This window comes from Novosphingobium sp. G106 (genome assembly GCF_019075875.1).
GTDB lineage: Bacteria > Pseudomonadota > Alphaproteobacteria > Sphingomonadales > Sphingomonadaceae > Novosphingobium.
The window spans coordinates 5,493,691-5,519,868 of sequence record NZ_JAHOOZ010000001.1; the positions used below are offsets into that span (position 1 = coordinate 5,493,691).

Below are 26,178 nucleotides of genomic sequence, written 5' to 3' on the forward strand. Positions count from 1 at the left end.
CCCTTAACCAATTGCCGCTAGGCCGGGCGGCATGGACGAACGGCAGCAGGCGGCGGCATCCCGGCCGGTCAGCGACGTCTCGGCGGGCGTGGGCCTGTCGGGGCTTTTCGGCCTGTTCCTGTGGATCGCGGTGTGCCGCAACTGGCCCGCGATCGCCGACGCTTTTGCATTGCCGGGGCCGCGCGCGCCGCTCGCCGGGCCCTATGCGGCGCTGCTGACCGTGGTCTTCACCAGCCTGCCGATGGTCCTGTGGTCGGTCTTCGTGGACAAGGTCCACCGCCGCCGTTCGACCGGCATCCACTGGTCGAACCCGCGCCCGCTGAGCGCGGTCTCCGACGTCTCGGTGACCAAGCTTGCCGGGCTCTGGGCGACCTGGGCGCTGATCGGCCTGTTCTACTGCATTGCCCGCTGGTACTGGCGCGACGGCTATCTCTTCTCGATGGAAGTGATCGGCACGGCGGCCGTGCCGCTGTTCGTGCTATCGATTCCCTATGTGCTCTGGCTCGACCGTCGGCTGGTCGAGCCGCGCGACGGCGCCTGGCACTTCGGCGCCATGCTGATCGGGCGCGAGCCCTACGATCCCGCCGAAGTGCGCCGCCACCTGCTCGCCTGGGTGGTCAAGGGCTTCTTCGGCGCCTTCATGATCTCGATCCTGCCCGGCGGCTTCGAAGGCATCGTCACGCTCGACCTCGCGGCACTGCCGAGCGATCCCGTGCGGCTGGCCAATGCCCTGATCGAGCTGCTGTTCCTGTTCGACGTGCATATCGGCACGGTCGGCTACCTGATGACCTTGAAGCCGCTCGACGCGCAGATCCGCAGCGCCAATCCCTATCTCGCGGGCTGGGTCGCTGCGCTGATGTGCTACCCACCGTTCATCCTGATGGGCGAGGGCGGACCGCTGTCGTACCACGAGAACACCGCCGACTGGGCCTTCTGGATGCAGGGCCACACTGCACTGATCTGGGCCTGGGGGGCGCTGCTGGTCTCGCTGACCGCGGTCTATGCCTGGGCGACCGTGGCCTTCGGACTGCGCTTCTCGAACCTCACCTATCGTGGCGTACTGACCAACGGGCCCTACCGCTTTACCCGGCACCCGGCCTATTTGTCGAAGAACCTGTTCTGGTGGTGCTCGACCCTGCCGTTCCTCGCCACGACCGGCGCACTGACGGACGTGGTGCGCAATACGGTGATCCTCGGCCTTGTCAGCGCGGTCTATTTCTGGCGCGCCAAGACCGAGGAGAAGCACCTGCTCGGCGAGGATGCCAAGTACCGCGCCTACCATGCCTGGGCGGCGCAACACGCGCCGATCACGCGCGCGTTCGGCCGGATCGGCCGGCTGGTCGGGCAACGCGGTGCGCGCCAGCTTCAGCCGGCGGAATAGTCAGTCGAGGAACAGCTCGGCGGCGGCGTCGATGATCGCGTCCTCGTCCAGCCGGTAGCGATGGTAGAGATCGGGCAGGTCGCCGGTCTGGCCGAAGCGATCGGTGCCCAGCGGGCTGACGCGCATCCCCGTGACCCCGCCCAGCCAGGACAGCGCCGCCGGTGAACCGTCGAGCACGGTGACCAGCCCGGCGCCCGGCCGCAGTGCCGAGAGCAGCTTTTCGGCATGCGAGGGCGCGCGCTTGCCGTCGGTCCAGCGCGCGGCGCGGCGTGCGGACCAGTCGCGGTGCAGCAGGTCTGCCGAAGTGACGTTCAGCAGGCCGAGGCCGGGCAGGTCGTCTGCCAGCGCCTCCCGGGCGGCCAGAGCCTCGGGTGCCACTGCGCCGCTGAATACGATCGCGGCCTCGGCGTCTGGCGCCGGCTGGCGCAGCCAGTAGCCGCCTTTGAGCGCGTCGGCTTCCCAGCCGTCGTTCTCGCGCGCCACCTGATCGATCGCACGCGTGCTGAGCCGCAGATAGACCGAGCTGCCATCGGGGCGCTGCATGTGGTCGAACGCGTGCGCCATGATCAGCGCCACCTCGTCGGCGAAAGCGGGTTCGTAGGAGGTCAGCCCCGGCTGGCCCATGCCGATCAGCGGCGTGTTGATCGACTGGTGCGCGCCGCCTTCGGCCGCGAGCGTCAGGCCCGAAGGCGTGCCCACCAGCAGGAAGCGCGAATCCTGGTAGCAGCCGTAGTTCAGCGCATCGAGGCCGCGGGCGATGAAGGGATCGTAGACCGTGCCGACCGGCAGCAGCCGCGTGCCGAAATGCTGGCCGGCGAGCCCCAGCGAGGCGAGCAGCAGGAAGAAATTGCTCTCGGCGATGCCCAATTCGATGTGCTGGCCTGCTTGAGTAGCGGCCCATTTCTGCGCCGAGGGGATCTTGGCCTTGTGGAACACGTCGGCCAGTTCCTGCCGGCGGAACAGCCCGCGCTGGTTGACGAAGCCGCCGAGATTGGTCGTCTGGGTCACGTCGGGCGCGGTGGTGACGATGCGGTCGCCAAGCAGGTCGCCCGACTTGGCTATGTCGAGCAGGATGCGGCCGAATGCCGCCTGGGTCGATTGCCGCGGTTCGGGCGGAACGGCGAAGCGCGCGGGCACCGGCACCATCTCGGCTTGAGGTTCGACGGCCTTGCCGGCGAGCGCGCTGGCATCGACGAAGGCCTTGAGCCGCGCTGCGGCGTTGTCACCGAGCCCGCCCCATGGCTCCCATTCGTCACCCTGCGCGATGCCGAGGTGCGCGCGCAGACCCTCGATCTGCGACGGGTTCATCATCCCCGAATGGTTGTCCTTGTGGCCCGCGAGGGGCAGGCCGTAGCCCTTGACGGTATAGGCGATGAACAGCGTCGGCCGGTCGTCCTGTGCGCTGTCGAAGGCGTCGATCAGCGTCTCGACGCAGTGCCCGCCGAGATTGGTCATCAGCGCTGCAAGCCCGTCGTCATCGAAGCCGCCCAGCAACTTTGCCACCTGCGGACGATCGCCGATGTCGGCCATCAGCCGTTCCCGCCAGGCCGCGCCGCCCTGATAGGTCAGCGCGGCGAACTCGGCGTTCGGGCAGTGCTCGATCCATTCCTCCAGCGCCTTGCCGCCGGGCCGCCTGAAGGTGGCGCGCTGCAGCTTGCCGTGCTTCAAGGTGATTACCCGCCAGCCGCAGGTCTCGAAGATGTCGTCGAAGCGGCGGAACATGCGGTCGGCGGTCGTCGCGTCGAGCGACTGACGATTGTAGTCGACTACCCACCAGCAATTGCGAAGGTCGTGCTTGTAGCCCTCGATCAGGCACTCATAGATGTTGCCCTCGTCGAGTTCGGCGTCGCCCATCAGCGCGATCATCCGCCCGGCGTCGGCTTCGGCGAGCTTGCCGTGCGCGACGAGGTAGTCCTGCACGAGGCTGGAAAAGGCGGTGACCGCGACGCCGAGGCCGACCGAGCCGGTCGAGAAATCGACCGGGATCGAATCCTTGGTCCGCGACGGATAGGACTGCGCCCCGCCGAGCCCGCGGAACCGCTTGAGCTTATCGCGCGACTGCTGGCCCAGCAGGTAGTGGATCGCATGGAGCACAGGCCCGGCATGCGGCTTGACCGCCACCTTGTCCTGCGGGCGCAGCGCGTGGAAATAGAGCGCCGCCATGATCGCGGTTATCGAGGCGCAGCTCGCTTGGTGCCCACCGACTTTCAGCCCGTCGCGCTTGGGCCGCAGATGATTGGCGTTGTGGATCGTCCACGAAGACAGCCAGCGTAGCCGCGTTTCGATGAGATCGAGCGAGGCGACGAGGTCCTGGCGGCTGCTGGCGAGAGCGGTTTCCATCGCCTGCGAATAGACCCTGCCGTGCGGGCAGGTCCTTGCGAAGGTGGCCGCGAAATGCGAGATTATTGGCAATAAATGCCGATTATATCCATTCTGATGATAGGATTTGCCAATCATGCAGCTTGATGCGCTCGATCGCCAAATCCTGGCGCAGTTGCAGGTGGACGGCCGCATGTCGAACCAAGAGCTATCCGAGCGGATCGGCCTTTCGCCCAGCCCCTGCTTGCGTCGCCTGCGCCAGCTCGAAGCCGGGGGTGTTATTCAGCGCTACGTTGCGTTGGTCGATCCCGAGACGGTCGGGCTGGGGGTCACGGCTTTCGTCCGCGTGCGGCTCGACCAGCAGGACGACCGGCACCTCGCGGTGTTCGAGGCTGCGGTCGCCGAGATCCCCGAGGTCATGGAATGCTACCTGATGACCGGCGAGGCCGACTACCAGTTGCGCGTGCTCGTCGGTTCGCTCGGCGAGTTCGAGGATTTCCTACGTCACCGGCTTACGCGCATCGCCGGCGTCGCCCAGGTCACCAGCAGCTTCGCGCTGCGCCCGGTGGTCTACAAGACGGCGCTGCCCGCGCGCGATCAGAGCGGCTCGGCGGCGCCCGCTTCGTAGGTAGTCACCTTGCGCTCGGTCATGCCTAGCTCGGCGCGTTCGCGCTGCCACTGTTTCATGTGCGGCATTTCGAAATGCGCTGCCAGCGCGTCGCAGCTCTCCCAGGCTTCGTTGACGCGGAAGAGGCCTGGTTCGAGCACGTCCTCGGCATAGGCATATGCGATGCATCCGTCCTCTGCGCGCGAGGTAGCGATCACCCTTGCCATCGCTTCGCGGCCGGCCCCGATGCTCGCCAGCGGCAACCGGAACTCGCCGATCACCAGGATCATCAAAAGCTCTCTTCGTAGACCCGCGTGATGTCGCCGGCCCATTCGCCGTTGAACTTGTCGAGCAGCCGCTGCGCCGGGACCTTGCCCGAGGCGACGATCTCTTCGAGCGGCGCGAGGTAGGTGGTCTCGTTGTCGCCCGCGGCGTTGAGTCGGCCGCGTGCGGTCAGGCCCGAGCGCGCAATCGCCACGGCCTCGCCGGCGATGTCGCGCAGCTTGCCACCACCGGGAATGGGGGCATCGAGCCCCAGCTTCGGCACGGCATTGCGCAGCGCCTCGCGGCCTTCCATGTCCCAGCCCTTGACGAGGTCCCAGGCGGCGTCGAGCGCGGTCTGGTCATAGAGCAGGCCGACCCAGAGCGCCGGCAGCGCGCAGATGCGGCTCCACGGCCCGCCGTCGGCGCCGCGCATTTCGAGGAACGACTTCAAACGTACCTCGGGGAATGCGGTCGACAGGTGGTCGACCCAGTCGCTCATCAGCGGCTTCTCGCCGGGCAGGACCGAAAGCTCGCCCTTGAGGAAATCGCGGAAGGAAAGTCCCGAGGCGTCGATGTACTTGCCCTCGCGGAAGACGAAATACATCGGCACGTCGAGCATGTAGTCGACATAGCGCTCATAGCCGAAGCCTTCGTCGAAGACGAAAGGCAGCATGCCGGTGCGGTGCGGATCGGTGTCCGACCAGATGTGGCTGCGGTAGGAGAGGAAGCCGTTGGGCTTGCCCTCGGTGAACGGCGAATTGGCGAACAGCGCGGTCGCCAGCGGCTGTAACGCCAAGCCGACGCGGAACTTCTGCGCCATGTCCGCCTCGCTCGAATAGTCGAGGTTCACCTGGATCGTGCAGGTCCGCAGCATCATGTCGAGGCCCATCGTGCCGACGCGCGGCATGTGCCGCAGCATGATGTCGTAGCGGCCCTTGGGCATGATCGGCAGCTCGTCGCGGCGCTTGTCGGGCCACATGCCGAGGCCGAGGAAGCCGGTATCCGTGCGCTCGCCGATCGCCTTGACCTGGGTCAGGTGGCGGCCGGTCTCGGCGCAGGTCTGGTGCAGGTTTTCCAGCGGCGCCCCCGACAGTTCGAGCTGGCCCGCCGGCTCCAGGCTGACGGCACCATCAGCGCCCGACATGGCGATGACGTTTCCGCCTTCTTCAACAGGCTGCCAGCCGTATTCGGTCATGGCCATCAGCATGTCGCGAATCCCGCCGGGCTCGTCATAGGACGGCGCGTGGTGGTCCTTGCGATTGTAGACCAGCTTCTCGTGCTCGGTGCCGATCCGCCAGCGCTCGGGCGGCTTCTCGCCCTTGGCCATAGGCTCGGCCAGCTGGCCGACGCTCTCGATCACCGGATCGTTGCGATTTGAAACTTGCCTCGTGCTCATGGCGTGCCGTTAGGTGACCGAGAATTGTTGCGCCAGTGTTATTTGGAGCCGTCGCTGCCCCAATCTCCGACAGTCCCCATCCACAGCGCCGTGGCGGCAATCGTTGCAGTCTCACCGCGCAGGATTCGCGGGCCGAGCGTGATCGCGCGGGCCTGGGGCAGGGCGCGGATCGCGGCGCGCTCGGCATCGTCGAAGCCGCCTTCGGGGCCGACCAGAAGGGCGGCAGGGCCCGAATGCGCGGCGAATGCGGCGGCTGCGGGCTCGCCGCCAGCCTCGTCGGCGAAGAACAGGACGCAGTCCTCGGGCCATGCGCTTAGCAGCGAGTCGAGCTTCAACGGCACCGCGAGTTCGGGCAGCGCCGTGCGCGCGCATTGCTCGGCGGCTTCGGTGAGGATCGTCCGCGCCCGCTCGGCATTGAGCGCGTCGGCGACGCAGCGGCGCGTGACCAGCGGCTGGATTCGCCGCACGCCGAGTTCGGTCGCTTTTTCCAGCACGAGATCGAAATTGGGTTTCTTGAGCAGCGCGGCGCAGAGCGTGAAATCGGGCACCTGCTCGCGGGCGCGCATCAGGTGCTCGGGTACCAGCACGATCTCGCGCTTGCCGACCGAGACCACCCGCGCGGTCCACTCGCCGGTCTGGTCGTCACACAGGATCACCGCGTCGCCTTCGCCCACGCGCATCACGCGCGACAGGTAGTGCGCATGCTGGCCCTCCACAGCCACCGTGGCGCCTTCGGCCAGCGGACCGGGAACGAACAGGCGCGGGGCACTCTTGGGCGGCCAGGCGGGGGTAGCGGGCATCGCGCCTCGATAGCCTGCGCGGGCGCCGGGCGGAAGCACTTGAGTTCGCTCGCGGAACGCCGCATCCATCCGGCGGGAGAACGGCCGATGATCGAGGAATCCGAAATTCGCGCGCTGATCGACCGCGCCGCGATCAGCGACGTGGTCAACGCCTATGCCACGGCCGTCGATACCCGCGACTGGGATCTGTTCCGCTCGCTGTTCGCCGAGCGCCTGTTCCTCGATTTCCGCTCGTTCCACCCGAGCCTCTACCGCGAGCTCTCGGTCGACGAACTGGTCGGGATGACGCGGCTGATCGCCGGCTTCGACGCGACTCAGCACCTCAGCGGCAACCACGTCCACCGGCTCGCCGGCGACCGCGCGACCTGCATTTCCTACATGCACGCCGGGCACTTCCTGAAGCGCGACGGCCAAGATCACGCCTGCTTTCTCTACGGCTACTACACCTACGAGCTCGCGCGCGGGGCAGAGGGCTGGAAGATCGACCGCTACGGCCTGCAGATCACCGCCCAACACGGGGATTCGCGCGTCTTCGAATGGGTAGGAATGCGCTAATGTCCATCCCCGTAAGACTAGGGATCTTACCTAGCTTGGAGCGTTAACGCGGTCCCTGCATCATGCGCTCGCGGATCGGGCTGTGGTAAAGATCACAGGGGTGCGGTGCGCTGCCGCACAGCCTTGCGGTGGCGCTTTCGCCCATAAAGCCCACGTCCGGTTCGCTGGTGACGCAAGGGATTTTGGCAAATGAGCATGGTTTTCGCACTGGTGCTGCTGGGCTGCGCGGATGACGGGACCGCTTGCGAGCGACTTCCGACGCAGGCCGAGCAATACGGCTCGAAGGCCCTCTGCGAAGCCGGCCAGGAAATGGCGCTGCAGAGCGAAGCGGCGATGCAGGCCGACTATCCCACCGTGGTGTCGCGCTGCCTGCCGATGAATGTGGCTCCGGCGATTGCGGCGGGAGGTCGTAAAGCGACGGTTCCGCTGCGATAGGTGCCGCTGCTCACAGCAGGCTCAGGCGGATGGCCAAGGCGCAGGCGTGTACCTTGTTGGTGGCGCCGAGTTTCCGGATAGCGTTCTTGAGATGGTATTCGACCGTGCGTTGGCTGCGGCCGAGAATCGACGCGGTTTCCCACGCGGTCTTTCCCATGCTGACCCAGCGCAGGCATTCGCGTTCTCGTTCGCTGAGCAGATCTTCCTTCCCTGCCGGCACGGCCGCATTGGCAAGATCGCCTGCGGCCCATCCCGGCGACTCCGCACTGAGCATGCGAAACTCGGTAATGTCGATCACGCAGCCGACGGCGCGCAAGTGGCCGGCGTCATCGCGAATGATGCACGCCACCGAGCGTAACCAGCGGACGTTTCCGTCCGGACGGATGATGCGAAATTCGACATGGTAGCGCTGATCACGTGACAGCAGTTCGGACACCTGCTCGAGGTTTACCTCAGTTGCAGCCTCGACATCTTCTTCATGGATGTGTTTGCTGAGGTCTGAAATCGATATCACGGGATCCCGTTCGGGACAAAGTCCCATGATCTCGTACCAGCGATCGTTGCAGTACAGGCTGTCAGCTTCGACGTCGTAATCCCAGAGGCCGCCTCCCATCGCCTTGAACGATAGGGCCAGGCGATCGTAGCCGGCTCCCGAAGTGCCCCTATTCTTCGAACTCAATGCGTCACCTCACCGCTGCCCGCGCGGATGGCCTGCAAGGCCAAACGCATCCGGTCGAATGACGGACCGGCCTTTGGCGAAGCAAACTTTCAATAATATGCCGAGGTACGCAAATAAATTTCATCGCCCCGGCCTCCGTAAATTTGCGAGTTGTTCGGCCAAGTGGCCTGCCTAGGCTCGTCCGCAACCACGAAGGGCCCCGCGGACAGGCAGTCTGGCGAGACCTAGGCCATTGAAAAGTATCGGCGTGACCGATGAGGTGGAACGGGATCATGGATCGCCTGACACGAGCGCTTCCGCTGGCGATCAGTGAGATGGGAAAACGGGAGTTTTCCGCCCTGGCATTCCGGTTTTTCGATGATGACCCGCTGGCTCGTGAGCCGGCCGCCGACGTGGTCGAAGATTTCATCCTCTATCTCGAGCGAACGGGTGTTGCGCCGCACGCCGTCGTCGTTGCGCTGTTCGAGTTGGCGCGGTGTCATTGCGCGGACATCGGCCCGCCGCCGCTCTTGACGTCGGAACTGCAGCGCATGCCGGTCAGCAGACTGCTGACCATGCAGGTTGCCCGGCATCCGGGTGCCAGAGCGATCGAAGTAGCCGGTCAGGTGCCCATGACGCTGCTGTCGCTCTATCCCAATCTCAAGGGCGGCGACGGTATACTGTTGGCTAAGCGCATCGGCGGAGACCTGGTGCTGCCCTTGGCGATGGCGGAACTGGCGATGTTTCGCAGATTGGCGCAACCGTGCGATCTCGTGAACATTCTCGGAGCCGCGGATGCGGCGAATGACGCCGCGGCGACTTTCCACCGGCTGGTACGGCTCGGTGTCATAGTCGAAGTCCGGCAGGACGGTGAGGGAGTCCAGTCCACAGCCGGTGGTTTCGCCTAAAGCCCCGCCGCCAGCTCCACATATTTGCGCGAAGCCTCGCCCAACGCATCGGCCAGGCCGGCATCGTCCAGGGGCAGTTCGTTGCATTTGAATAGCAGGAACTCCGTGATCCCGGCGTCGCGGTAGCGTTTCAGTTCGTCGGGCTCGGTCCAGGTGAACACCGCGACGCTGATCCGCAGGGCATCGGGATCGCGGCCGGCTTCGCGGGTCAGTTCCTTGAGCCGCCTGACGCGGGTGGGGGCCACGTCCACCGGCAGGTTGAAGGCCAGCCAGCCGTCGCCGGTGCGGGCTACGCGCTTCTGGGCGATCTCGGTGTCGCCGCCGATCATGATCGGGATGCCCCCGGCGCGCGCCGGGCGCGGGTACATGTAAGCGTCCTTGAACTGCACGGTCGGGCCGTCGAACTGCGCGGCATCGTCACGCCACAGCGTGCGCATCGCATCGATGTATTCGTCGGTACGCTTGCCGCGGGTCTTCCAGTCGCTGCCAATCGCGTCCATTTCCTCCTTGCACCAGCCGACCCCCGCGCCGAGCACGACGCGGCCGCCGCTGAATTCGTCGAGCACCGACAACTCCTTGGCCAGGACCACAGGATTGCGCTGCGGCAGGATCAGGATCGAGCTGCCCACTTCGATCGTCTCGGTCGCGGCCGCGGCCCAGGCCATGGCCATGACCGGCTCGTAGAGCGGCAGCCGGGGATCGGCGATCGGCGGGTCGCCCCAAGCCGGATTGACCCCGGCATAGGGATAGGGCGATTCCGGATAGGCCCCGAACAGCAGCACGTGGTCGCCCGCCCAGAACGAGGCGAAGCCGGCCTTCTCGGCGGCTCTGGCGGACCGCCGGATGAACTCGCCGGTCGAGCAGGGGCCGACGCCGACGGTGCAGATGCCAACTTTCATGCCGCTTTCTCTTCCCTTCGCCCGAGGCCGTAGTCGCCGACGATCGTCGTGCGGCGCATGATCCGTGTTTCCTCGGGCGGCACGCCGGTCGCGCAGTGGAGCATGCGCCAGTTGTCCCAGAGCACCATGTCGCCCGGCTGCCACTTATGGAAATACATCAGCTCGGGCCGGATGACGTGATCGATCACTTCGGCGAGCAAGGCATCGCCTTCGGGGTTTTCCATCCCCTCGATGCCGTCGGCGAACCAGGGTGAGACGTGGAGGATCTTCTGCCCAGTCTCGGCCTGCTGGTAGACCAGCGGGTGAATCGCGCGTTGCTGGACCGAGGGATGATCCATGCCCTTGCGGAACAGCGTGGACATCCGCACCAGCTTGTCGACCGGGCTGCCGAACTTGGCGCGGGTGAAATCGGGCTGGTACGAGTAGATCACGCTGAGCCCCTCGATCCGCGCCTTCAGGCGGTCGGGCAGGAGCGCATAGGCGGCGATCTGGTCGATGAAGCCGGTGTCGCCTCCGCGCCCCGGCAGGACTTCGGGACGCAGGATGCCGCCGTGGTTGATCCGGTCGACATAGGCACCATCGAAGTGCCAGGGCAGGTAGCCGCCGCGCTGCTCGCCTTCGATCTCGTAGATGTTGCCGTCCTCGCGGTCGAACTCGATCGGGGCGAGCGCCTTGTGCTCGGTCTTGATGTCGGTGCCGGCCATCATCGGATGGACTTCGGGCTCACCATAGATTTCCGAGAGCGCGAGCTGGGTGTCTATGCCGCCCGGAATGCCGCGGAAGACGACGAGGCCTTTGTCGATCCAGAGGTCGTGCAGCGCCTGGCGGACTTTCGGATCGCCCAGAGTGCCAGGATCGAGCTCCGTGATCATGGCCCCGTAACGGTCCTGGCCGGGCAGGGGGGCGACGTCGAACATCAGCGCCCCGGTGTCGCTTGCCGCATCACGTCCATCGGCACCGTCCGCGTGTCTCGGCCCGATCGCAACAGCGTGCCCGGCAAGGCGCCCGTGTGCTCACCGTGGCGGACGATCTCGACGCCGCCGACGAGCACGTGGTCGATCCCCACCGCCTCGGCATAGATGCGGTATTCGTTGCCGCCGGGCAGGTCGTAGCGTCGGCCGATCGGCTGGCCGGCGATCGTATCCGGATCGAAGACGACCACGTCAGCATGATAGCCCTCGCGGATCAGGCCGCGGTCGATCAGGCCGAAATAGGCGGCGGGCCGCGCGGTGAGCTGGTGCACGGCCGCTTCGAGCGCGATGATCTTCTCCTCGCGCACACCCTTGCCGAGCACGGTCGTGGCGTAGTCGAAGCTGTCTATCAGATCGAGGTGAGCGCCGGCGTCCGAGGCGCCGACAAGCGTCCGGTCGTCGGCCCAGAGGCGCCCGCGCAGTTCCCACGAAGCGCGGTCGTGACCGCCCTGGTCGGGGGAGAAGACGGTCGCCAGTCCGTCGGCGACGGCGATGTCGAAGAAGGCATCGACCGCGCTCTTGCCCTCTTCGGCGGCGATGGCCGCTACCTGACGGCCGTCATGGCGGGCATTGGTCGACGACACCACGGTATAGGTCGCCAGCGTTGCAAAGGATTTGAGCCCCGAATCCGCGGGGATCAGCTCGGCGTCTGCCGCCAGTTGCCGGCGCACTTCGGGATCGCGGAATTTTTCGATCCGCTCTGGAATCGGCAGCTTGAACACCTCGCGCCAGAGGCCAGGCAGCACGTCGAACATCATCCCGTTCTTCAGGCTCATGTAGACGCCCGGCGTGCGCGGCATGGTCAGCGCGATCACCTCGCCGCCGCGCGCTCGCGCCGTGTCGCTGATCGACAGCTGCCGCGCGGCGATCTCGGCAGCATTGGCTTTTCCGTTCACCACCAGCACGTTCCAGTTGACCGGCCGCTGCCCCGCCAGCGAAAACTCGGCCATCAGGTCCGCCGTGCTCTCAAGCTTGTCGAGGTCCGGCAGCAGCTCCAGTCCGGTCCCTTCGTGCTTCGCGACGACGCTGGCGAGGGCCAGGAATTCCTCGCGCTCGGCCCAGCGCGAGGGGACGGGCTGACCTTCGTAATCGTTGTGCGTCGGCGATGTCGTGGTGGAGAAGCCCAGCGCGCCTTCGGCCAGCGACCGGTCGAGCAGGTCTTGCATCGCGGCGATCTCCGCCGCGTCGGCCTTCTCGCCCACCGCCCGCGGCCCCATCACCGCGCGGCGGATCGCCGAATGGCCGACGAAGAAGCCGGCGTTGAGCCCTAGGCCGCCTTCGACCCGGTCGAGATAGTCGCCGAACGAGGACCAGCCCCAGTCGGACACCGCCTCCAGCGTTTCGAGCGGCATGCCTTCGACGCGCGACAGCATGCGGCGGATGTAGGGGCCCGACTCAGCCGTCAACGGCGCGATCGAAAAGCCGCAGAAGCCGCCGATCACCGTGGTGACGCCGTGGAAGCACGAAGGCGTGAGCTTGGGGTCCCAGAACACCTGCGCGTCGTAATGCGTATGCGCATCGATGAAGCCGGGCGCGACCACCCGCCCGCTCGCGTCGATCGTCTCACGCGCCGCCTCGGTCACAGTGCCGATCGCGACGATGCGGCCGTCCCTGATGCCCAGATCGCCCGCGAAGCCCGGGCTGCCGGTGCCGTCGACGATGGTTCCGCCGATTATCCTGGTATCGAGCATGTGCCCGCACCCTCTCCATGTTTGTCTGTTGCTTACCAGCTAAGCGGGTGAATAGAACAGCCAAGGATGGAACAGGCGAAGACGCCGTTCTTGGCGAGAGAGGAAAGCCGATGACGATGACGGTATCGCAGATTCGCGACGAGATGGCCGATCGCGAGGCGATCCGCGACTGCCTGATGCGCTACAGCCGCGGGATCGACCGGATGGACCCCGAAGTGCTCGCCTCCGCCTATTGGCCCGGGGCGATGGACTATCACACCGGCTTCACCGGCACGGTCGAGCAGTTCATCGAATGGGCCCTGCCGCGGCTCGCCGCGATGGAGCAGGCCATGCACATGATCGGCAACGTGCTGATCCGCATCGACGGCGACACGGCCAAGGTCGAGTCCTACCTGTGGTCGGTCAGCGTGCTGCCGGGCGACGATGCGCGCCAGGTCATGGTCGTGGGCCGCTATCTCGACAAGTTCGAGAAGCGGAATGACGAGTGGCGGATCGCCGAGCGCCTGGTGGTCCACGACTGGTTCCAGGAGGGGCCGGCGGACAACGATTGGTCGGCAGGCCCCTTTGGCATGACCGGCCTGCTACGCGGGACCACCGTGCCGAAGGATGCCAGCGTCGACTGGTTGGAGCTGCGGGTTTGAGCGATGCACATACCTGCGTGGCGAGCCCATAGTGCCATCCGTTGTGGCTGGCAGATTGCGGCGGGCCTATCCTCACTCGATGCGCGTTTATTGCCTTTGTCTGTCGTTGTTCTTGGCAGGATGTAGTCGATCGACGAATACGTTTGAGGTTCAAGCCGCGGGTGCGACATCAGCAAAGCTTGAGCTTTGTGGGCAATCGACGGAGCTTCAACGGAGCGGCGATAAGTTTGCCGGCAGCTACCCGGTTGGCTGCGAGGGGGATGGCGTCATCAAGGTCAGCTTTCTAAGCCAAACGTCTGTCATTTGCCCCATCGGATACGTAACACCGGGAGCACGCCAGAATTTCCGATTCAAGATCGATGACGGTAGATGCACTCCATCTGAAATCTAGTCCGAGGTCCCCTTTTCGGACTGGCGTCGCGCCTGTGGGTCTATGCTTTAATCGCCGGCCTCGCGGCATTTCATGTCGATGGCGCGGCGCTGGAGCGTGCTGGCCGCGCCGCCCTCGCGCTTCATTTCCTCATCGACGCAGCGCTGCGAGGGTGTGCGGGTGTCGGCATTCTGTGCACGGATGCGGCGGTCGAGCTCGATCACGTCGGCCAGTTCCTGCGGCGTGAGGCTGCCGATCTGCCGGCCGCCGTTCATCACCGCCTCGTAGTTGGCGCGCGCTTCGGCGACGCGGCTCTGCGCCAGCGCGCTGCCCTGCCAGCCGAGCCCGAGCGTCAGGACCAGCGCCGCCGCTATCGTCTTCGTCATTGGATCTACCCTGCTATCGCTTCCTCGCGGGCCAGCTCGATCGCCGGCTGGGATTCCAGCCAGTTCGCCAGCAGGCGCAGGTCCTTTTCCACCGCTTCGGTGTACAACGGCTTAAGCGCTTCGGAGACGGCCAGCACGAGTTGCCCTTTCCGGCGGCTCAGCGTCGAGCCCGAAAGCGTCTGTGCGATGCAGCCGCTGAACTTGCGGCACAGCCGCGTCGCGAGGCCCCAGGTCACCGCTTCGCGCAAGTCGGCGAGCGGGGCGAGGCGCAGGTATTCGTCGGGGATCGCGGTGCGCCCGGTATTGGCCATGGCCGCCATCGCCAGGATCGCGCGCTCGCGGTCGTCGATGCCGATCCAGCGCTTGCGCAGCGCCCAATCCATCGCCTGCTCCATGCGCAGGTTTGGCTCGATCCGCTGCGCCGCCAGCGCCAGCATGGTCGCGGCGAGGCGTAGGCGTTCGCTGTTTGGCGCTTTGGGGCCGGCCTCACCGGGTATGCAGACGTCGGCGGTCCAGCCGTTGACCATGGTCGCTGCGGCGGGGGAGACGTCGAGCGTCTCGGCGAAGGCGGATACGCCCGCGAGCATCGGATCCTGGGCCCGCACGCCGGGGCTGAGCCGGCGGTAGAGCAGGCCCTCGCGCAGGCCCCAGGACGAGAAGATCAGGCTCGCCGGCTTGATCTCGCGCGCCAGGACCGCGAGCAGCGCAGCGGCATCGGGCAGAGTGGCAAGGCGCGAGGGCGAAAGCCGCGGGACGTCCGCGGTGAGCCTGCCCGAAACCACGCTGCGGCAAAGCCTGATCGCGGTCTCGGTATCGATCTCCCAACCGTGCGGATCGTCGAGCGGCCAGCCGAGCTTGGCCATGAAATAGCGGGCCAGCGCACGGAACGAGCCGCCAACCAGATAGAGCGGCAGGCCCGAGCCGTCGGGCCAGTCGGCCGCGCGCAGCGCCTTGTGGACGCGCGCGTTGAACTTCGCCGCGCCGCCGGCGCGCAGGGCTTCCAGTCGCAGCGTGCCGAAGGGCATGGTCACGCCGTGGCGGGCGTTCTGGCCGTCGAGTTCGGTCAGTTCCAGGCTGCCTCCGCCGAGGTCGGCGACGACACCCCTGGCGCCGGGGAAGGCGGCCATGATGCCGTGAGCGCTGGCGATTGCCTCTTCCTCGCCTGTCAACAGGCGCGGATCGAGCCCGAGCGCGCGCACCTGATCGAGGAAGGCCTCGCCGTTGCTGGCATCGCGCACCGCGGCCGTGGCGACGGTCTCGACGTCGCTTACCTCCATCATGCGCAGCAAGGTGGCATAGCGGCCGAGCGCCGACAGCGCGGACCTCATCGCCTTGTCCGACAGCGCGCTCGTCTCGCTCATGTTCCGGCCGAGCCGGGCGGTGACCTTCTCGTTGAGCAGCACAGAAGGCGCGCGCGGGGGCCCGCCGTAAACGACGACACGGACGGAGTTCGATCCGATGTCGATGATCGCGTGTCGCTCTGCCACTACCGTTCCCGTCATGCGGTTGGTGAAAAACACCGCGTCGCTCCTGTCACACTTTCCCGCGGCGCAAGGCAAGCTTCGGCACCTTGCGCCCGCTGGTCAATGCCGCGCCTCGGCCCGAAAGCGAAGGGTTGGTCATGAAGTAACGGTGCAAATTGAAGGGGGTTTCCCCCTTTTCCATGCGAGCGTAGCTGCCGTCGGGCGCGAGCACCCAGGACTGTTCGGTGTCGAGCAGGTTGGCGAGCATGACCTGGCTCAACACCTGGTCGTGGACGGTGCGGTTGCGGATCGGCACGAGCAGCTCGACTCGCCGGTCGAGATTGCGGCTCATGCCGTCGGCCGAGGTGATGAACACCCGCGCACGGCGGTTGGGCAGCTCGGCGCCGTTGGCAAAGGCCCAGATGCGGCTGTGCTCGAGGAAGCGGCCGATGATCGACTTGACCGTGATGTTTTCCGACAGGCCCTCGATCCCGGGCCGCAGGCAGCAGATGCCGCGGATCACCAGCGCGATCATCACGCCCGCCTGGCTCGCTTCGTAGAGCCGGTTGATCAGCTTCGAATCGGTCAGCGCGTTGAGCTTGGCCCAGATCGTCGCAGGCTTGCCCGCGCGGGCGTTGGCGATCTCGCGGTCGATGCATTCGTAGAGCCGGTCGCGCAGGAACAGCGGCGAGATCGCCAGCATCTCCAGCTTCTGCGGCTCGACATAGCCGGTGATGAAGTTGAACAGCTTGCCGGCATCGCGGCCGAACTTGGGATCGGCGGTGAAGAAGCTGAGGTCGGTATAGATGCGCGCGGTCACCGGGTGATAGTTGCCCGTGCCGAAGTGGCAGTAGGTCCGGTAGCTGCCTTTCTCGCGCCGCACGACCATCGAGACCTTGGCGTGGGTCTTCCAGTCGACGAAGCCGTAGATCACCTGCACCCCGGCGCGTTCGAGCTGCGAGGCCCAGAACAGGTTCTGCTCTTCGTCGAAGCGTGCCTTCAGTTCGACCACCGCGGTCACCGACTTGCCGGCCTCGGCCGCGGCGATCAGCGCGGCGATGACCGAGGACTGGTTGCCCGCGCGGTAGAGCGTCTGCTTGATCGCGACGACATCAGGGTCCGAAGCCGCCTGGCGCAGGAAGTCGACCACCACCTCGAAGCTTTCGTAGGGGTGGTGGATGACGATGTCCTTCTCGCTGATCGAGGCGAAGCAGTCGCCGTCATGTTCGAGCACGCGTTCGGGATAGCGCGGGGTATAGGGTTCGAACTTGAGGTCGGGCCGGTCTTCCTCGACGATCTTGGACAAGCCGCCGAAGCCGATCAGCCCGCCGGTCTTGATGACGATCGCCTTGTCGAGCCCGAGCTGGTTGCGCAGCAGCGCCTCGGCCGCGGGATCGAACTTGCCCTGGAGCTGGAGCAGGATGACCATGCCGCGCCGGCGCCGCTGGATCGCGGTGCGGTAATAGCGGACGAGGTCTTCGGCCTCTTCCTCGATCTCGATGTCGCTGTCGCGCAGCACGCGGAACACGCCGTGGCCGAGCCCGCGGAAACCGGGGAACAGCAGCTCGACGTTCAGGCAGATCAGGTCCTCGACGCTGATGTAGATCGCTTCTTCGCCGGGAATGCGGATGAAGCGCGGCAGCGACTGCGGGATCAGCACCATTTCCATCAGCTCGGCGCCGTCGGCGATGCGCGACAGCGCGAAGAGGATGCCCATTCCCTGGTTGGCGACGAAGGGGAAGGGATGCGCCGGGTCGATCGCCTGCGGCGTGATCACCGGCAGGATATGCTCCTGGAAATAGTCCTTCATCCAGCGCGCATGCGCCGGCTCGCGCTTATCGTCGTCGAGGATGGTGATGCCGCATTCGGCGAGCAGTACCTGCAGCTCTTCCCAGGCTTTCTGCTGGTCCAGCTCGAGCTCGATCACCTTCTCGCGGATCGCGCCGAGCTGTTGCGAGGGGGTCATGCCCTCTATCGAGACTTCCTCGATCTGGCGGCGCACCTGCCCGGCGAGGCCGGCGACGCGGACCATGAGGAATTCGTCGAGGTTGCTGCCCGAGATCGACAAGAAGCGCAGCCGTTCCAGCACCGGATAGTCGGGGTTGCTGGCTTCGGCTAGCACGCGCTGGTTGAAGGTGAGCCAGGAAAGTTCGCGGTTGAAATACCGCACTTCGGCGCCGGCGGTCTGCCCCCCGCCGACACGGACCGTTTCCGTGGTCATCATATCCCCAACAGCCAGCATTCGTTCGGCTCCGCTTCCGCTGCCTATGTTACAATAGGATGACAGTAATGCGGCAGATATGAAGGAAAGCCGCTGCCGAACCCTAGCCGGTCAACGCTCGATGCGATAGTCGATCGGCTTGAATGTGCCGCCATTGCTCGCATAGGCGGAGCAGGCCGTCAGGCCGACGATCAGGTCTTCCTCGGCGCGAAAGGCGATGCGGTCACCCGGCTTGCTCAGCGGCGGCTCGACGCGGATCGTGCCGTCGGCAGCGATGGGGACGTTCATGAAGCAGTTGAAGGCGACCGGGATCATGTCGGGCGTCACGCCCCAGGGCGAGAGGGCTTCTGCGAGATTGCCGAAGCACCCGCGGTGGACCGGCTTGTCGGGATAGAAGTGGCGGAAGGTGTCCTCGCTGCACGGTGTCAGCAGGAAATCGTGCGCGCCGACCGTGTCCTCCTCGATCGTCAGCAGCACACGGCTGCGGTTGGACCAGAGGCGGTTGCCGGTGGTAAGCCGGATGGTCTCTTCGTAGTCGAGCGTGCGCCCGTTGCTGATGACCTCGCGCAGGTCGAAGCGGCCGAAAGCGAGCAGGTCGGCAACCTGGCAGCCCTCGGGGTCGCTGACCACCAGCCGTTCGCCCTCGCGGAGCGGAAAGGCGGTGCCCGATCGCGGCAGGATGCGGTGGCTCTCGTTCATTCTTCTGTCCGGGGGTCGCGAAACGGACATTGCCAGTCGGGCCCGACCGCGCGGCCGCTGTACTGCGCCGCCTCGCTCGCGTCACCGTGCCGCGCGAGCATCGGATTGACCGAGCCGGCGAGATCGATGTCGCGCTCGAGGATCGTCTCACGGATCCGTTCGTAGCGGCCCTCGGCGCGTAGCTGCTGGAACTGGTCGTGGAGGTTGAACACCAGCGCCGGGTGCTCGAAGCGCCGGGCGGGCCGGCTGGCGTTGGGATGTAGTCCGACGACGAAAAATGCCTCGCCGCCAAAGCTCAGCGAGAAATGCGGGTCGTCGGGATCGCCGCTCACCCGTTCGTCATAGGGCTGGTCGAGCCAGGCGTCCTTGTCGGCAAGCGACTGCACGCGCGTCCAGAGCGCGGCCTCGAACTGCGTTTCGCTGAGGTCGCCGGGCTCGGCGAAGACGAAGGCGATCGAGCGGAACAGGCCGGGGTCCCGGCGGTAAGCCTTCGCCCAGGCGAGCAGCTTGCGATGGATCCGCACGTCGTCCCAGGCGCTGACGATCGACCAGCAGGCGACGGTCTTGAGCGTCCCGCGCGAGAGCGCCGACTTGGCGCCGACGCAAGGGAAGGCAGCATCGCGCACGAACGTCTCGAACAATTGCCTGAGGCGCTGGTCTTCCAGATCGTCGACGAGCATGGTTGCTATATCTCCAAGAAAACAGCGGATTAGGTGGCGGCCCCTAGCCAATGATGCGGCACGCGGATTGTTCCCGCTCGATCGTCCAGTTCACTCGCAGCAGCGTTGACGCCCGCGGCGTTTTTGCCCCAAGGCCGAAGGCAACAAATTTGGGGCAGGATATGCAGGCAACCCGTGCGGCGGAGGAAAGTCCCGCTGCGGCCTTGATGGCCGCGGACGGCGTTCCGACGCCGCGGCGCTATGCCGCCATCGTCGCGGTCTCGCTCGGCACGATGATCTCGATCATCGACACCGGCAGCCTCAACATCGCGCTGCCGACCCTGGCGCAGGAACTTCACGTCGCGCCCTCGGCCGTGGTCCTGCTCGTCACCGCCTATCAACTCGTGCTGATCATGACCGTGCTTCCGCTCTCGGCGCTCGGCGACCGGCTCGGCCACCGCACGCTCTACCAGTACGGCCAGATGCTCTACCTCGTCGCCACGCTGTTCTGCTTCGTCGCGCACAGCCTGCCGGCGCTGCTGGTGATCCGCACGCTCCAGGCGCTCGGCGCGGCGGCAACGTCGAGCGTTTCTTCTGCGATGGTCCGGCAGATCTATCCGCAGGCGCGTCTGGGGCGCGGCATGGCGCTCAACACGATGCTGGCGACCATGGCCTCGACCCTGGCGCCGAGCCTCGGCGGGCTGATCCTGAGCCACGCGCGCTGGCCCTGGCTCTTCGCCATCTGCCTGCCGCTGGGTCTGGGCTCGCTATTGGTGGGCGGCAAGGCGCTGCCCGATCCGATCCGGCGTGACCAGCCTTACGACGTCACGGCGGCGCTGCTCTGCGCCGCGACTTTCGGGCTGGCAGTGGTCGGACTCGAAGGCGCGGTGCACGGCTTCGCCCCGGTTCTGACCGGCGCGCTGCTGATCGCCGCGCTGGCCATCGGCACGGCTTTCGTCCGGCGCGAGGCCGAGCAGGATACGCCCGTGCTGCCGGTCGACCTGCTGCGCGAGCGGCAGATCGCGCTTTCTTCGGTGGCGGGGCTGATGGGCTCGATGGCGACGATGACGATCATGATCACGCTGCCTTTCCGCCTGCAGCACCAGTTCGGCTATTCGCCGACCGAGGCCGGGCTGGTCTATGCCGCCTGGCCGATGGCGCTGATCCTGTTCGCGCCGATCTCCGGCATACTTTCGGACCGGTTCCGGCCTGGCCTGCTCGGGCTGATCGGGACCCTGCTGGGCGTGGCCGGCATGGTGCTGCTGGCCTGGTTGCCCGACAAGCCCAGCCATTTCGACATCATGTGGCGGCTGGTGGTGATTTCGGCCGGATCGGGCACTTTCTTCGCGCCCAATGCGCGGCAGATCATCTTCGCCGCGCCCATGGCCCGCGCCGCCGCGGCGGGCGGGCTGACCCAGACGACGCGGATGGCAGGCCAGGTTCTCGGATCGACGGTGACCGCCGGTCTGCTCGCTTTCGGTGTCGGGTCGGGCGAAGTGCCCTCGATCGTCGCGGCGTCGCTGTTCTCGGTGAGCGGGCTCTGCTGCCTGGTCTTGCTCGGATTGGGGCGTTCCGAACGCTAGTTGCCGGACGATAGCTGGGGCATGCTGGACGATCGGTGCGTGCGCCAATCAAACAAACACTTGCTGCGCATCGCCCCAGCGATAGTATGGTAGTCGATCGGCGGGCGATGCGGATCGTATATCTTCGGCTTTTTCAGGCGTGCCTCTTTGCGCGCATCCGAAGTGTGCGCACAACTCCAACGTCCCCGACTGGTCGAAACGTGTCTGCCGAAAAAGGCAGAACGCCAGGGAGGGAATGATGAAAGTGAGCACACGCAGAATCTGTCTTGCTGCCACGGCGCTGGGCGTCGTCCTGTCGACCCCGGCCCTCGCGCAGAGCGACGGCGATGCGAGCGACATCGTCGTCACCGCCCGCCGCGTCGAGGAACGCCTGCAGGACGTGCCGATCTCGATCACGGTGTTCAACCAGGATCAGCTCGACGATCGCAATATCACCACAGCCACCGATCTGGCCTTCTACACGCCGTCGCTGACCGCCAACTCGCGGTTCGGTTCGGACAAGGCGTCGTTCACGATCCGCGGCTTCAACCAGGACGGTAAGACCGCGCCGACGGTGGGTGTCTACTTCGCCGAAGTCGTGTCGATCCGTGCCAACTCGGGCACCGGCGGCGGCAACGGCGCGGGGCCGGGTTCGTTCTTCGACCTGCAGAACGTCCAGGTCCTCAAGGGCCCGCAGGGCACCCTGTTTGGCCGCAACACGACGGGCGGCGCCATCCTGCTCGTGCCGCAGCGCCCGACGGGCGACCTCGAAGGCTATGTCGAAGGCTCGGTCGGCAACTATAACCTGCTGCGCGCCCAGGGCGTGCTCAACATTCCGCTGGCCGATACCTTCAAGGTCCGCCTCGGCATCGACCGGCAGAAGCGCGACGGCTACCTGCGCAACAAGAGCGGCATCGGTCCCAAGGACTTCGCCGACATCGATTATGTCGCGGCGCGCCTCAGCATCCTGGCCGAGCTGACGCCGGACCTGGAGAACTACACGATCGCGTCCTACAGCCGATCGGACACCAATGGCCCGATGTTCAAGATCGGCGCCTGCGAGCGCAATCCGGCGCTGCGGACTGGCCGCGGCGTTTTCGCGGGGCCGTTCGCCTGCGCCCAGATCGATCGCCAGAACGCGCGCGGCGACGGGTATTACGACGTCGAGAATTCCTTCGCGACGCCGCAAAGCCTGCTCGAGCAGTGGCAGGTCATCAACACGACGACCTGGAAAGCCAGCGATACGCTGACGATCAAGAACATCATGAGCTTCGGCGAGTACCGCGAGCGCTATGCCGGCAACATCGGCGGCGAGTTCCTGGTGCAGACCGCGGGACCGCTCGCGGGTCTGCCGCTCAGCACGACTCTGACCGCGCCTTTCCCGCACGCATTCTCGAACTTCCAGAGCGCTTTCACCGAAGAGTTCCAGATCCAGGGCAACAGCGGCGACAACCGCCTGAAGTACCAGGTCGGCGCCTATTTCGAGCAGACCAAACCGAACGGCTCGGGCGACACGACGCTGTCGGGCGCTTTCGTCAACTGCACGGACGTGTTCACCTATAAATGCACCGGCGTGTCGACCGCGCTGTCGGGCCTGGGGCTGATCTACAACCAGATCCAGAACCGCAACATCGGCCTCTATGCTCAGGGCAGCTATGACCTGACCGATCAACTCGCGGTCACCGCGGGTGTGCGCTACACGATAGACCGGATGGAAGGCCATGGCGGCCGTCTTTCGCTGCTGTTCGGTCAGCCCAACGTGATCACCGCGACGAGCTGCTCGAACCCGCGCTTCACGCCGCGGCCCGGCGACCTGAACCCGCGGCAGTGCGATTCCGGGCCGCTGGTCACCAAGTCGGAGAAGCCGACCTGGGTGATCGATCTCGAATACAAGCCGATCACCGACGTGATGGTCTATGCCAAGTACTCGCGCGGCTATCGCCAGGGCGGCGTCGACCCCAGCGTCATCAGCCTAGAGTTCTGGCAGCCCGAGAAGGTCGATACCTACGAGATCGGCGGCAAGACCAGCTTCTCGTCGGGCTCGATGCGCGGCTACTTCAACTTCGCCGCGTTCTATAACGACTTCAGCAACCAGCAGCTCTCGATCACCTTCACCGGCAAGGCGGGCAGCGGCATCACCGGTGCCCGTGCTATCATCAATGCCGGTAAGTCGCGGCTCTGGGGTATCGAGGCCGATGCCTCGGTGACGCTGTTCGACAGCCTGAAGCTGGATGCCGCCTATACCTATCTGAACACCGAGCTGCAGGAGATCGCCATTCCGACGATCCCGGCGACCAGCCCCTACAACCCGCCGGTCATCGCGATCCGCACGGGCGGGGACCTGCCGTTCAGCCCCAATCATCGCGTGACCCTGGGCGCGACCTACACGCTGCCGCTCGACGAGTCGGTCGGCCGCGTCTCGCTCGGCGTGAACTATGTCTATACGAGCACGCAGCTCGGCGTGCTGGAGCCGATCCCGTTCCAGAAGCTGCCGTCGACGAACCTGCTCAACGCCAACATCAATTGGGACAAGGTCGGCGGGCTTCCCGTCGATCTGAGCTTCTTCGTGACCAACCTGACGCAGGAGAAGTTCCCGATCGCCGTCGGCAATAGCTGGGCTTCGGGCTACGAAAGCTTCTTCCTCAACTCGCCGCGGATGTACGGCGTGCGCGTGAAGTACCGGTTCGGCAACTGATCCGGCGATAACCGGCTATGACAGCCCCGGCGAAAGCCGGGGCTGTTTCCTTTTGGGGATCAGCCGCGTTCGAACACCGGCAGCTTGAAGGTGCCGGCCGAATCCTCGGCATCGAGGAAGGCGAGCTTGACCGGCATCTCGGGTGACAGGTCCTGCCAGCTGAAGCCTTGCGGGTTGCTCATGAACAGCGGGCCTTCGTCCAGCTCGACGAGGATCGTGTCGTAGGGCACGGCCATCAGGCCGCGGTAATAGTCCTGCTGGAACGTGGTCCAGCTTACCACCTTGCCGCGGCCCGACATCGGTTCCCAGGTGAAGGCTTGCTCGCCGCAGGACTCGCACTTGCGCACGGTCACTGGCCAGTGAAGGTGGTTGCAGTTGCCGCAGCGCTGCAGCCGCAGCTCGCCTTTGCCGCACCAGTCCCAGAAGGTGTCGTGGTTGCCGCCGAGGGTGCGGTCTGGTCTTTTTGGACCGATGTATCTTGGGCCATCAGCGGTCTCCCCGGACATAGACGATGGGATGGGTCTGGTCGGTCTGGGCGAGGTTGGTCATCGAGACTTCGATACCCGGCACCTGGTACTGCCCGGCTTCGCCGCGTAGCTGGCGCACGGCCTGAACCACCTGGCTCCAGCCCTGCATGTAAGCATGGCTGAGATTGCCGCCCGAGGTGTTGGTCGGAATACGCCCGCCCACGGTCATCTGCCCGTCCTTGCAGAAGGCCAGGCCCGTGCCCGGCGGGGTGAAGCCGATGCCTTCGACCTGGTTGATCAGGTGGAACGACGAGGCGTCGTAGCCCTCGAAATGCTGGATCTGGTCGAGCGTCACCCCGGCCATAGCCAGGGCATCGGTGCTTGCCGCCTGAAGCTGCGGGCGCAACTGCTCGCGGACCATGGTATGCATCTTGTTCTGCTTGATCTTCGAGTAGCCCCAGCCGGCGACGTCGACCGGCACGTGGGCGAGGCCCTTGGCCAGATCGGCACGGCGGATGATCAGGCAGACCGCGCCGTCGTTGACGATGCAGATGTCGAACAGATGCAGCGGCCGGACGATATAGCGCGAGGCCAGATAGTCCTCGAGCGTCAGCTCCTTGCGCATCACTGCGTTATCCCGCGCCATCGCGTGGCGGCGGACCTGCGCGGCGACGTGGTAGAGGTCTTCCTCGCCGACGCCGTACTTCCACTGGAAATGGGCAAAGATCAGCGCCCAGTGCGCCGCCTGGCTGCTCCAACCCCAGGGATGGAAGTAATAGTACGATGCAGGCGCACCGCCTTCGCCATCGGGATCGGGGACGCCGCCGGTCGAATGGGTCATGCCGCCGAACAGCCGCCCGGCGCTGCGCGAGGCGACGGCGAATACCATGGCGATGCAATCGGCCTTGCCCTCGGCGATCGCGGCGCAGGCTGTGGGCAGGGGCCCCGCCATGATGTTGCCGTTGGCTTCGGCATAGCGCGCCTTGATGCCGAGCATCTTGGCCACTTCCTCGGCCGGCGGGCCGCCGTAGGTAAACGAACAGGTTACCCCGTCGATATCCTCGCGGCTCAGCCCGCTATCGGCCAGCGCGCGCTCGAAGGCGTTGGTGAGCAGACTCTCCTCGGTTGGTGGCACCCAGCCTTCGGGCCGCTTGCGCTCGGCCTGGTAGTCGGCGCCGAAGTCGGTTTCACCGACCCCGACGATCGAGACCTTGCGACTGAGCGCGGGGTCCGACGGCGGCATTGTTATCGCGCCATATGAGGCCATTTCCAGGTATACCCCTCTCGCTTTTCCGTTCCACATCCGGTCGATACAACAGGCCAGCCGGCTCGCGGCCGCCCATCGCACCAAACGCTTGATCGGATTGTGGTCCAGCCCCGCGGAGGAGGCAATGGCTATTCTATGATTGCTGCGCGCTCGCTTGTTCTTCGGCCCAATCGAGACACCAGTGCACCGACTCCTGCGCCGCCAGCGCGGCATCGAGTTCGGCGCTCTCGCCGGCGGCTTGCAGCGCGGCGATGCGGGCGTGGACCGCGGCCTGCTCGGCCTCGATCCGCTCGCGATAGGCGGGCAGGGTGATCTCGCCGGCCTGAAGGCTTTCGAAAGCTTCCTCGAGCCGGCCAAGCACGGCTTCGCTGTAGTCGAGCGCCTCGTCGGTCATGTGTTCGGCATCGAGCTCGGTCTGGGGCGCTTCTTCGGGCTCGGCCACTGGTTCGATGGCGACTTCGGGGACCGGCTCGATCTCGGGCTCTGGCTCCGCGCGCGCTTCGGGTTCCAGCACGGGCAGCACCACCGCATCGGCTTCCGCGGCCGTGCGCTCGGCTTCGGCGAAGGAATGCAGCTGCCGCCGGCGCGGGGGCTGCGGCGCATCGGCTGCGGGTTCCGGCTCAGGCTCGGCAACCTTCCTCCCAAGACCGGGCACGCGCAGCTTGGGCGCTGCCGGCTCGGCCGTGCTGGGGGAATGGGCATCGCTCGCGCCGGCGTCGCTCGCTCGGCGTTTCGCCATGAATTGCCGCACCAGCAGCACCACGACCGCGACGAGTGCCAGCGCGACGACGGCGAAGATCAGTTGGAAGACCAGAAACGACATATTCGGACTCCGAAGAAATAAATGCGGGTCACGTATCTTGT

The 26,178-nt window shown here is 66.0% G+C and carries 24 protein-coding genes; 8 read left to right on the plus strand and 16 right to left on the minus strand.

Annotated features, from left to right (window positions below; genetic code table 11):
- Positions 1-31: 31 nt before the first annotated feature.
- Positions 32-1,381 carry an isoprenylcysteine carboxylmethyltransferase family protein gene (locus KRR38_RS26755; RefSeq protein ID WP_217406453.1) on the plus strand — a complete coding sequence of 450 codons (1,350 nt, stop codon included), beginning with the start codon at positions 32-34 and terminating at the stop codon, positions 1,379-1,381.
- Here KRR38_RS26755 and KRR38_RS26760 read toward each other — a convergent pair whose 3' ends face one another.
- Positions 1,382-3,721 (minus strand): transketolase, encoded by a 2,340-nt coding sequence (locus KRR38_RS26760; RefSeq protein WP_217406454.1) that lies wholly within the window; start codon positions 3,719-3,721, stop codon positions 1,382-1,384.
- A 115-nt stretch (positions 3,722-3,836) separates the two neighbouring features.
- Between KRR38_RS26760 and KRR38_RS26765 the strand changes: the two genes are divergently transcribed.
- Positions 3,837-4,328, plus strand: coding sequence for an Lrp/AsnC family transcriptional regulator (locus KRR38_RS26765; protein WP_254514987.1), 492 nt, complete (start codon positions 3,837-3,839; stop codon positions 4,326-4,328).
- Here the strand turns inward: KRR38_RS26765 and KRR38_RS26770 are convergent.
- From KRR38_RS26770 to KRR38_RS26780, 3 genes are read right to left on the minus strand one after another with little or no spacing between them, the layout of a single operon-like run.
- Positions 4,298-4,597, minus strand: coding sequence for a putative quinol monooxygenase (locus KRR38_RS26770; RefSeq protein ID WP_217406455.1), 300 nt, complete (start codon positions 4,595-4,597; stop codon positions 4,298-4,300). The two genes, KRR38_RS26765 and KRR38_RS26770, sit on opposite strands and share 31 nt — an antisense overlap.
- Positions 4,597-5,967, minus strand: a complete 1,371-nt coding sequence (locus KRR38_RS26775; RefSeq protein WP_217406456.1) for a glutamate--cysteine ligase — start codon at positions 5,965-5,967, stop codon at positions 4,597-4,599. The genes KRR38_RS26770 and KRR38_RS26775 overlap by 1 nt, the downstream gene beginning before the upstream one ends.
- Positions 5,968-6,005: 38 nt before the next feature.
- A complete protein-coding gene (locus KRR38_RS26780; protein ID WP_217406457.1) occupies positions 6,006-6,767 on the minus strand; it encodes a 16S rRNA (uracil(1498)-N(3))-methyltransferase in 762 nt (253 codons plus the stop codon).
- Between the two features lie 87 nt (positions 6,768-6,854).
- Here KRR38_RS26780 and KRR38_RS26785 point away from each other — a divergent pair, with 87 nt between their 5' ends.
- Both KRR38_RS26785 and KRR38_RS26790 read left to right on the plus strand, forming a co-directional pair.
- The gene (locus KRR38_RS26785; protein ID WP_217406458.1) at positions 6,855-7,322 is read left to right on the plus strand and encodes a nuclear transport factor 2 family protein; all 468 of its coding nucleotides are present in this window, start codon (positions 6,855-6,857) and stop codon (positions 7,320-7,322) included.
- Between the two features lie 189 nt (positions 7,323-7,511).
- On the plus strand, positions 7,512-7,757 hold the full coding sequence (locus KRR38_RS26790) for a hypothetical protein (protein ID WP_217406459.1): 246 nt from the start codon (positions 7,512-7,514) through the stop codon (positions 7,755-7,757).
- Between the two features lie 10 nt (positions 7,758-7,767).
- On the opposite strand, the gene KRR38_RS37125 is transcribed toward KRR38_RS26790, so the two are convergent.
- Complete coding sequence (locus tag KRR38_RS37125) at positions 7,768-8,436, minus strand: LuxR C-terminal-related transcriptional regulator (RefSeq protein WP_305800859.1); 669 nt, start codon at positions 8,434-8,436, stop codon at positions 7,768-7,770.
- A 272-nt stretch (positions 8,437-8,708) separates the two neighbouring features.
- Here KRR38_RS37125 and KRR38_RS26800 point away from each other — a divergent pair, with 272 nt between their 5' ends.
- The gene (locus KRR38_RS26800) at positions 8,709-9,323 is read left to right on the plus strand and encodes a hypothetical protein (protein WP_217406460.1); all 615 of its coding nucleotides are present in this window, start codon (positions 8,709-8,711) and stop codon (positions 9,321-9,323) included.
- On the opposite strand, the gene KRR38_RS26805 is transcribed toward KRR38_RS26800, so the two are convergent.
- From KRR38_RS26805 to KRR38_RS26815, 3 genes are read right to left on the minus strand one after another with little or no spacing between them, the layout of a single operon-like run.
- Positions 9,320-10,222, minus strand: coding sequence for an LLM class F420-dependent oxidoreductase (locus KRR38_RS26805; protein WP_217406461.1), 903 nt, complete (start codon positions 10,220-10,222; stop codon positions 9,320-9,322). The genes KRR38_RS26800 and KRR38_RS26805 overlap by 4 nt on opposite strands.
- Positions 10,219-11,139, minus strand: coding sequence for a TauD/TfdA family dioxygenase (locus KRR38_RS26810; protein WP_217406462.1), 921 nt, complete (start codon positions 11,137-11,139; stop codon positions 10,219-10,221). The genes KRR38_RS26805 and KRR38_RS26810 overlap by 4 nt, the downstream gene beginning before the upstream one ends.
- Positions 11,139-12,884 (minus strand): amidohydrolase family protein, encoded by a 1,746-nt coding sequence (locus KRR38_RS26815; RefSeq protein ID WP_217406463.1) that lies wholly within the window; start codon positions 12,882-12,884, stop codon positions 11,139-11,141. Before KRR38_RS26815 ends, KRR38_RS26810 begins: the two co-directional genes overlap by 1 nt.
- 110 nt (positions 12,885-12,994) lie before the next feature.
- Between KRR38_RS26815 and KRR38_RS26820 the strand changes: the two genes are divergently transcribed.
- Entirely contained in the window at positions 12,995-13,525 is a 531-nt protein-coding gene (locus KRR38_RS26820) for a nuclear transport factor 2 family protein (protein ID WP_217406464.1), read from the plus strand.
- 438 nt (positions 13,526-13,963) lie between these two features.
- On the opposite strand, the gene KRR38_RS26825 is transcribed toward KRR38_RS26820, so the two are convergent.
- From KRR38_RS26825 to gntA, 5 genes are all read right to left on the minus strand, one after another.
- On the minus strand, positions 13,964-14,281 hold the full coding sequence (locus tag KRR38_RS26825; RefSeq protein ID WP_217406465.1) for a hypothetical protein: 318 nt from the start codon (positions 14,279-14,281) through the stop codon (positions 13,964-13,966).
- Positions 14,282-14,286: 5 nt separating this feature from the next.
- Positions 14,287-15,801, minus strand: a complete 1,515-nt coding sequence (locus KRR38_RS26830) for a Ppx/GppA family phosphatase (RefSeq protein WP_309141150.1) — start codon at positions 15,799-15,801, stop codon at positions 14,287-14,289.
- A gap of 13 nt (positions 15,802-15,814) precedes the next feature.
- Complete coding sequence (locus KRR38_RS26835) at positions 15,815-17,965, minus strand: RNA degradosome polyphosphate kinase (RefSeq protein WP_254514988.1); 2,151 nt, start codon at positions 17,963-17,965, stop codon at positions 15,815-15,817.
- A 111-nt stretch (positions 17,966-18,076) separates the two neighbouring features.
- Positions 18,077-18,664, minus strand: a complete 588-nt coding sequence (locus KRR38_RS26840) for a DUF1989 domain-containing protein (protein ID WP_217406467.1) — start codon at positions 18,662-18,664, stop codon at positions 18,077-18,079.
- Positions 18,661-19,344 (minus strand): guanitoxin biosynthesis heme-dependent pre-guanitoxin N-hydroxylase GntA, encoded by a 684-nt coding sequence (gntA, locus tag KRR38_RS26845; RefSeq protein ID WP_217406468.1) that lies wholly within the window; start codon positions 19,342-19,344, stop codon positions 18,661-18,663. Before gntA ends, KRR38_RS26840 begins: the two co-directional genes overlap by 4 nt.
- Positions 19,345-19,505: 161 nt before the next feature.
- Between gntA and KRR38_RS26850 the strand changes: the two genes are divergently transcribed.
- The gene (locus KRR38_RS26850; protein ID WP_217406469.1) at positions 19,506-20,906 is read left to right on the plus strand and encodes an MFS transporter; all 1,401 of its coding nucleotides are present in this window, start codon (positions 19,506-19,508) and stop codon (positions 20,904-20,906) included.
- Positions 20,907-21,144: 238 nt separating this feature from the next.
- Positions 21,145-23,580: a TonB-dependent receptor gene (locus KRR38_RS26855; RefSeq protein WP_254514989.1), complete on the plus strand. Its 2,436-nt coding sequence runs from the start codon at positions 21,145-21,147 to the stop codon at positions 23,578-23,580.
- Between the two features lie 59 nt (positions 23,581-23,639).
- On the opposite strand, the gene KRR38_RS26860 is transcribed toward KRR38_RS26855, so the two are convergent.
- The 3 genes from KRR38_RS26860 to KRR38_RS26870 form a co-directional block, all read right to left on the minus strand.
- A complete protein-coding gene (locus KRR38_RS26860; RefSeq protein WP_217406471.1) occupies positions 23,640-24,086 on the minus strand; it encodes a Zn-ribbon domain-containing OB-fold protein in 447 nt (148 codons plus the stop codon).
- Positions 24,067-25,290 carry a thiolase family protein gene (locus KRR38_RS26865; RefSeq protein WP_217406472.1) on the minus strand — a complete coding sequence of 408 codons (1,224 nt, stop codon included), beginning with the start codon at positions 25,288-25,290 and terminating at the stop codon, positions 24,067-24,069. The genes KRR38_RS26860 and KRR38_RS26865 overlap by 20 nt, the downstream gene beginning before the upstream one ends.
- Positions 25,291-25,447: 157 nt before the next feature.
- On the minus strand, positions 25,448-26,137 hold the full coding sequence (locus KRR38_RS26870; protein WP_217406473.1) for a hypothetical protein: 690 nt from the start codon (positions 26,135-26,137) through the stop codon (positions 25,448-25,450).
- Positions 26,138-26,178: the final 41 nt, after the last annotated feature.

What these genes read in the sequence shown, in the direction of transcription:
- KRR38_RS26780 (WP_217406457.1), bottom strand. Translation starts at nt 6,767, where the DNA reads ATGCCCGCTACCCCCGCCTGGCCGCCCAAGAGTGCCCCGCGCCTGTTC.
- gntA (WP_217406468.1), bottom strand. Translation starts at nt 19,344, where the DNA reads ATGCTCGTCGACGATCTGGAAGACCAGCGCCTCAGGCAATTGTTCGAG.
- KRR38_RS26755 (WP_217406453.1), top strand. Translation starts at nt 32, where the DNA reads ATGGACGAACGGCAGCAGGCGGCGGCATCCCGGCCGGTCAGCGACGTC.
- KRR38_RS26815 (WP_217406463.1), bottom strand. Translation starts at nt 12,884, where the DNA reads ATGCTCGATACCAGGATAATCGGCGGAACCATCGTCGACGGCACCGGC.
- KRR38_RS26760 (WP_217406454.1), bottom strand. Translation starts at nt 3,721, where the DNA reads ATGGAAACCGCTCTCGCCAGCAGCCGCCAGGACCTCGTCGCCTCGCTC.
- KRR38_RS26810 (WP_217406462.1), bottom strand. Translation starts at nt 11,139, where the DNA reads ATGTTCGACGTCGCCCCCCTGCCCGGCCAGGACCGTTACGGGGCCATG.
- KRR38_RS26825 (WP_217406465.1), bottom strand. Translation starts at nt 14,281, where the DNA reads ATGACGAAGACGATAGCGGCGGCGCTGGTCCTGACGCTCGGGCTCGGC.
- KRR38_RS26855 (WP_254514989.1), top strand. Translation starts at nt 21,145, where the DNA reads ATGAAAGTGAGCACACGCAGAATCTGTCTTGCTGCCACGGCGCTGGGC.
- KRR38_RS26835 (WP_254514988.1), bottom strand. Translation starts at nt 17,965, where the DNA reads ATGACCACGGAAACGGTCCGTGTCGGCGGGGGGCAGACCGCCGGCGCC.
- KRR38_RS26860 (WP_217406471.1), bottom strand. Translation starts at nt 24,086, where the DNA reads ATGTCCGGGGAGACCGCTGATGGCCCAAGATACATCGGTCCAAAAAGA.
- KRR38_RS26790 (WP_217406459.1), top strand. Translation starts at nt 7,512, where the DNA reads ATGAGCATGGTTTTCGCACTGGTGCTGCTGGGCTGCGCGGATGACGGG.
- KRR38_RS26870 (WP_217406473.1), bottom strand. Translation starts at nt 26,137, where the DNA reads ATGTCGTTTCTGGTCTTCCAACTGATCTTCGCCGTCGTCGCGCTGGCA.
- KRR38_RS26820 (WP_217406464.1), top strand. Translation starts at nt 12,995, where the DNA reads ATGACGATGACGGTATCGCAGATTCGCGACGAGATGGCCGATCGCGAG.
- KRR38_RS26785 (WP_217406458.1), top strand. Translation starts at nt 6,855, where the DNA reads ATGATCGAGGAATCCGAAATTCGCGCGCTGATCGACCGCGCCGCGATC.
- KRR38_RS26840 (WP_217406467.1), bottom strand. Translation starts at nt 18,664, where the DNA reads ATGAACGAGAGCCACCGCATCCTGCCGCGATCGGGCACCGCCTTTCCG.
- KRR38_RS26800 (WP_217406460.1), top strand. Translation starts at nt 8,709, where the DNA reads ATGGATCGCCTGACACGAGCGCTTCCGCTGGCGATCAGTGAGATGGGA.
- KRR38_RS26805 (WP_217406461.1), bottom strand. Translation starts at nt 10,222, where the DNA reads ATGAAAGTTGGCATCTGCACCGTCGGCGTCGGCCCCTGCTCGACCGGC.
- KRR38_RS26775 (WP_217406456.1), bottom strand. Translation starts at nt 5,967, where the DNA reads ATGAGCACGAGGCAAGTTTCAAATCGCAACGATCCGGTGATCGAGAGC.
- KRR38_RS26850 (WP_217406469.1), top strand. Translation starts at nt 19,506, where the DNA reads ATGCAGGCAACCCGTGCGGCGGAGGAAAGTCCCGCTGCGGCCTTGATG.
- KRR38_RS26765 (WP_254514987.1), top strand. Translation starts at nt 3,837, where the DNA reads ATGCAGCTTGATGCGCTCGATCGCCAAATCCTGGCGCAGTTGCAGGTG.
- KRR38_RS26865 (WP_217406472.1), bottom strand. Translation starts at nt 25,290, where the DNA reads ATGCCGCCGTCGGACCCCGCGCTCAGTCGCAAGGTCTCGATCGTCGGG.
- KRR38_RS26770 (WP_217406455.1), bottom strand. Translation starts at nt 4,597, where the DNA reads ATGATCCTGGTGATCGGCGAGTTCCGGTTGCCGCTGGCGAGCATCGGG.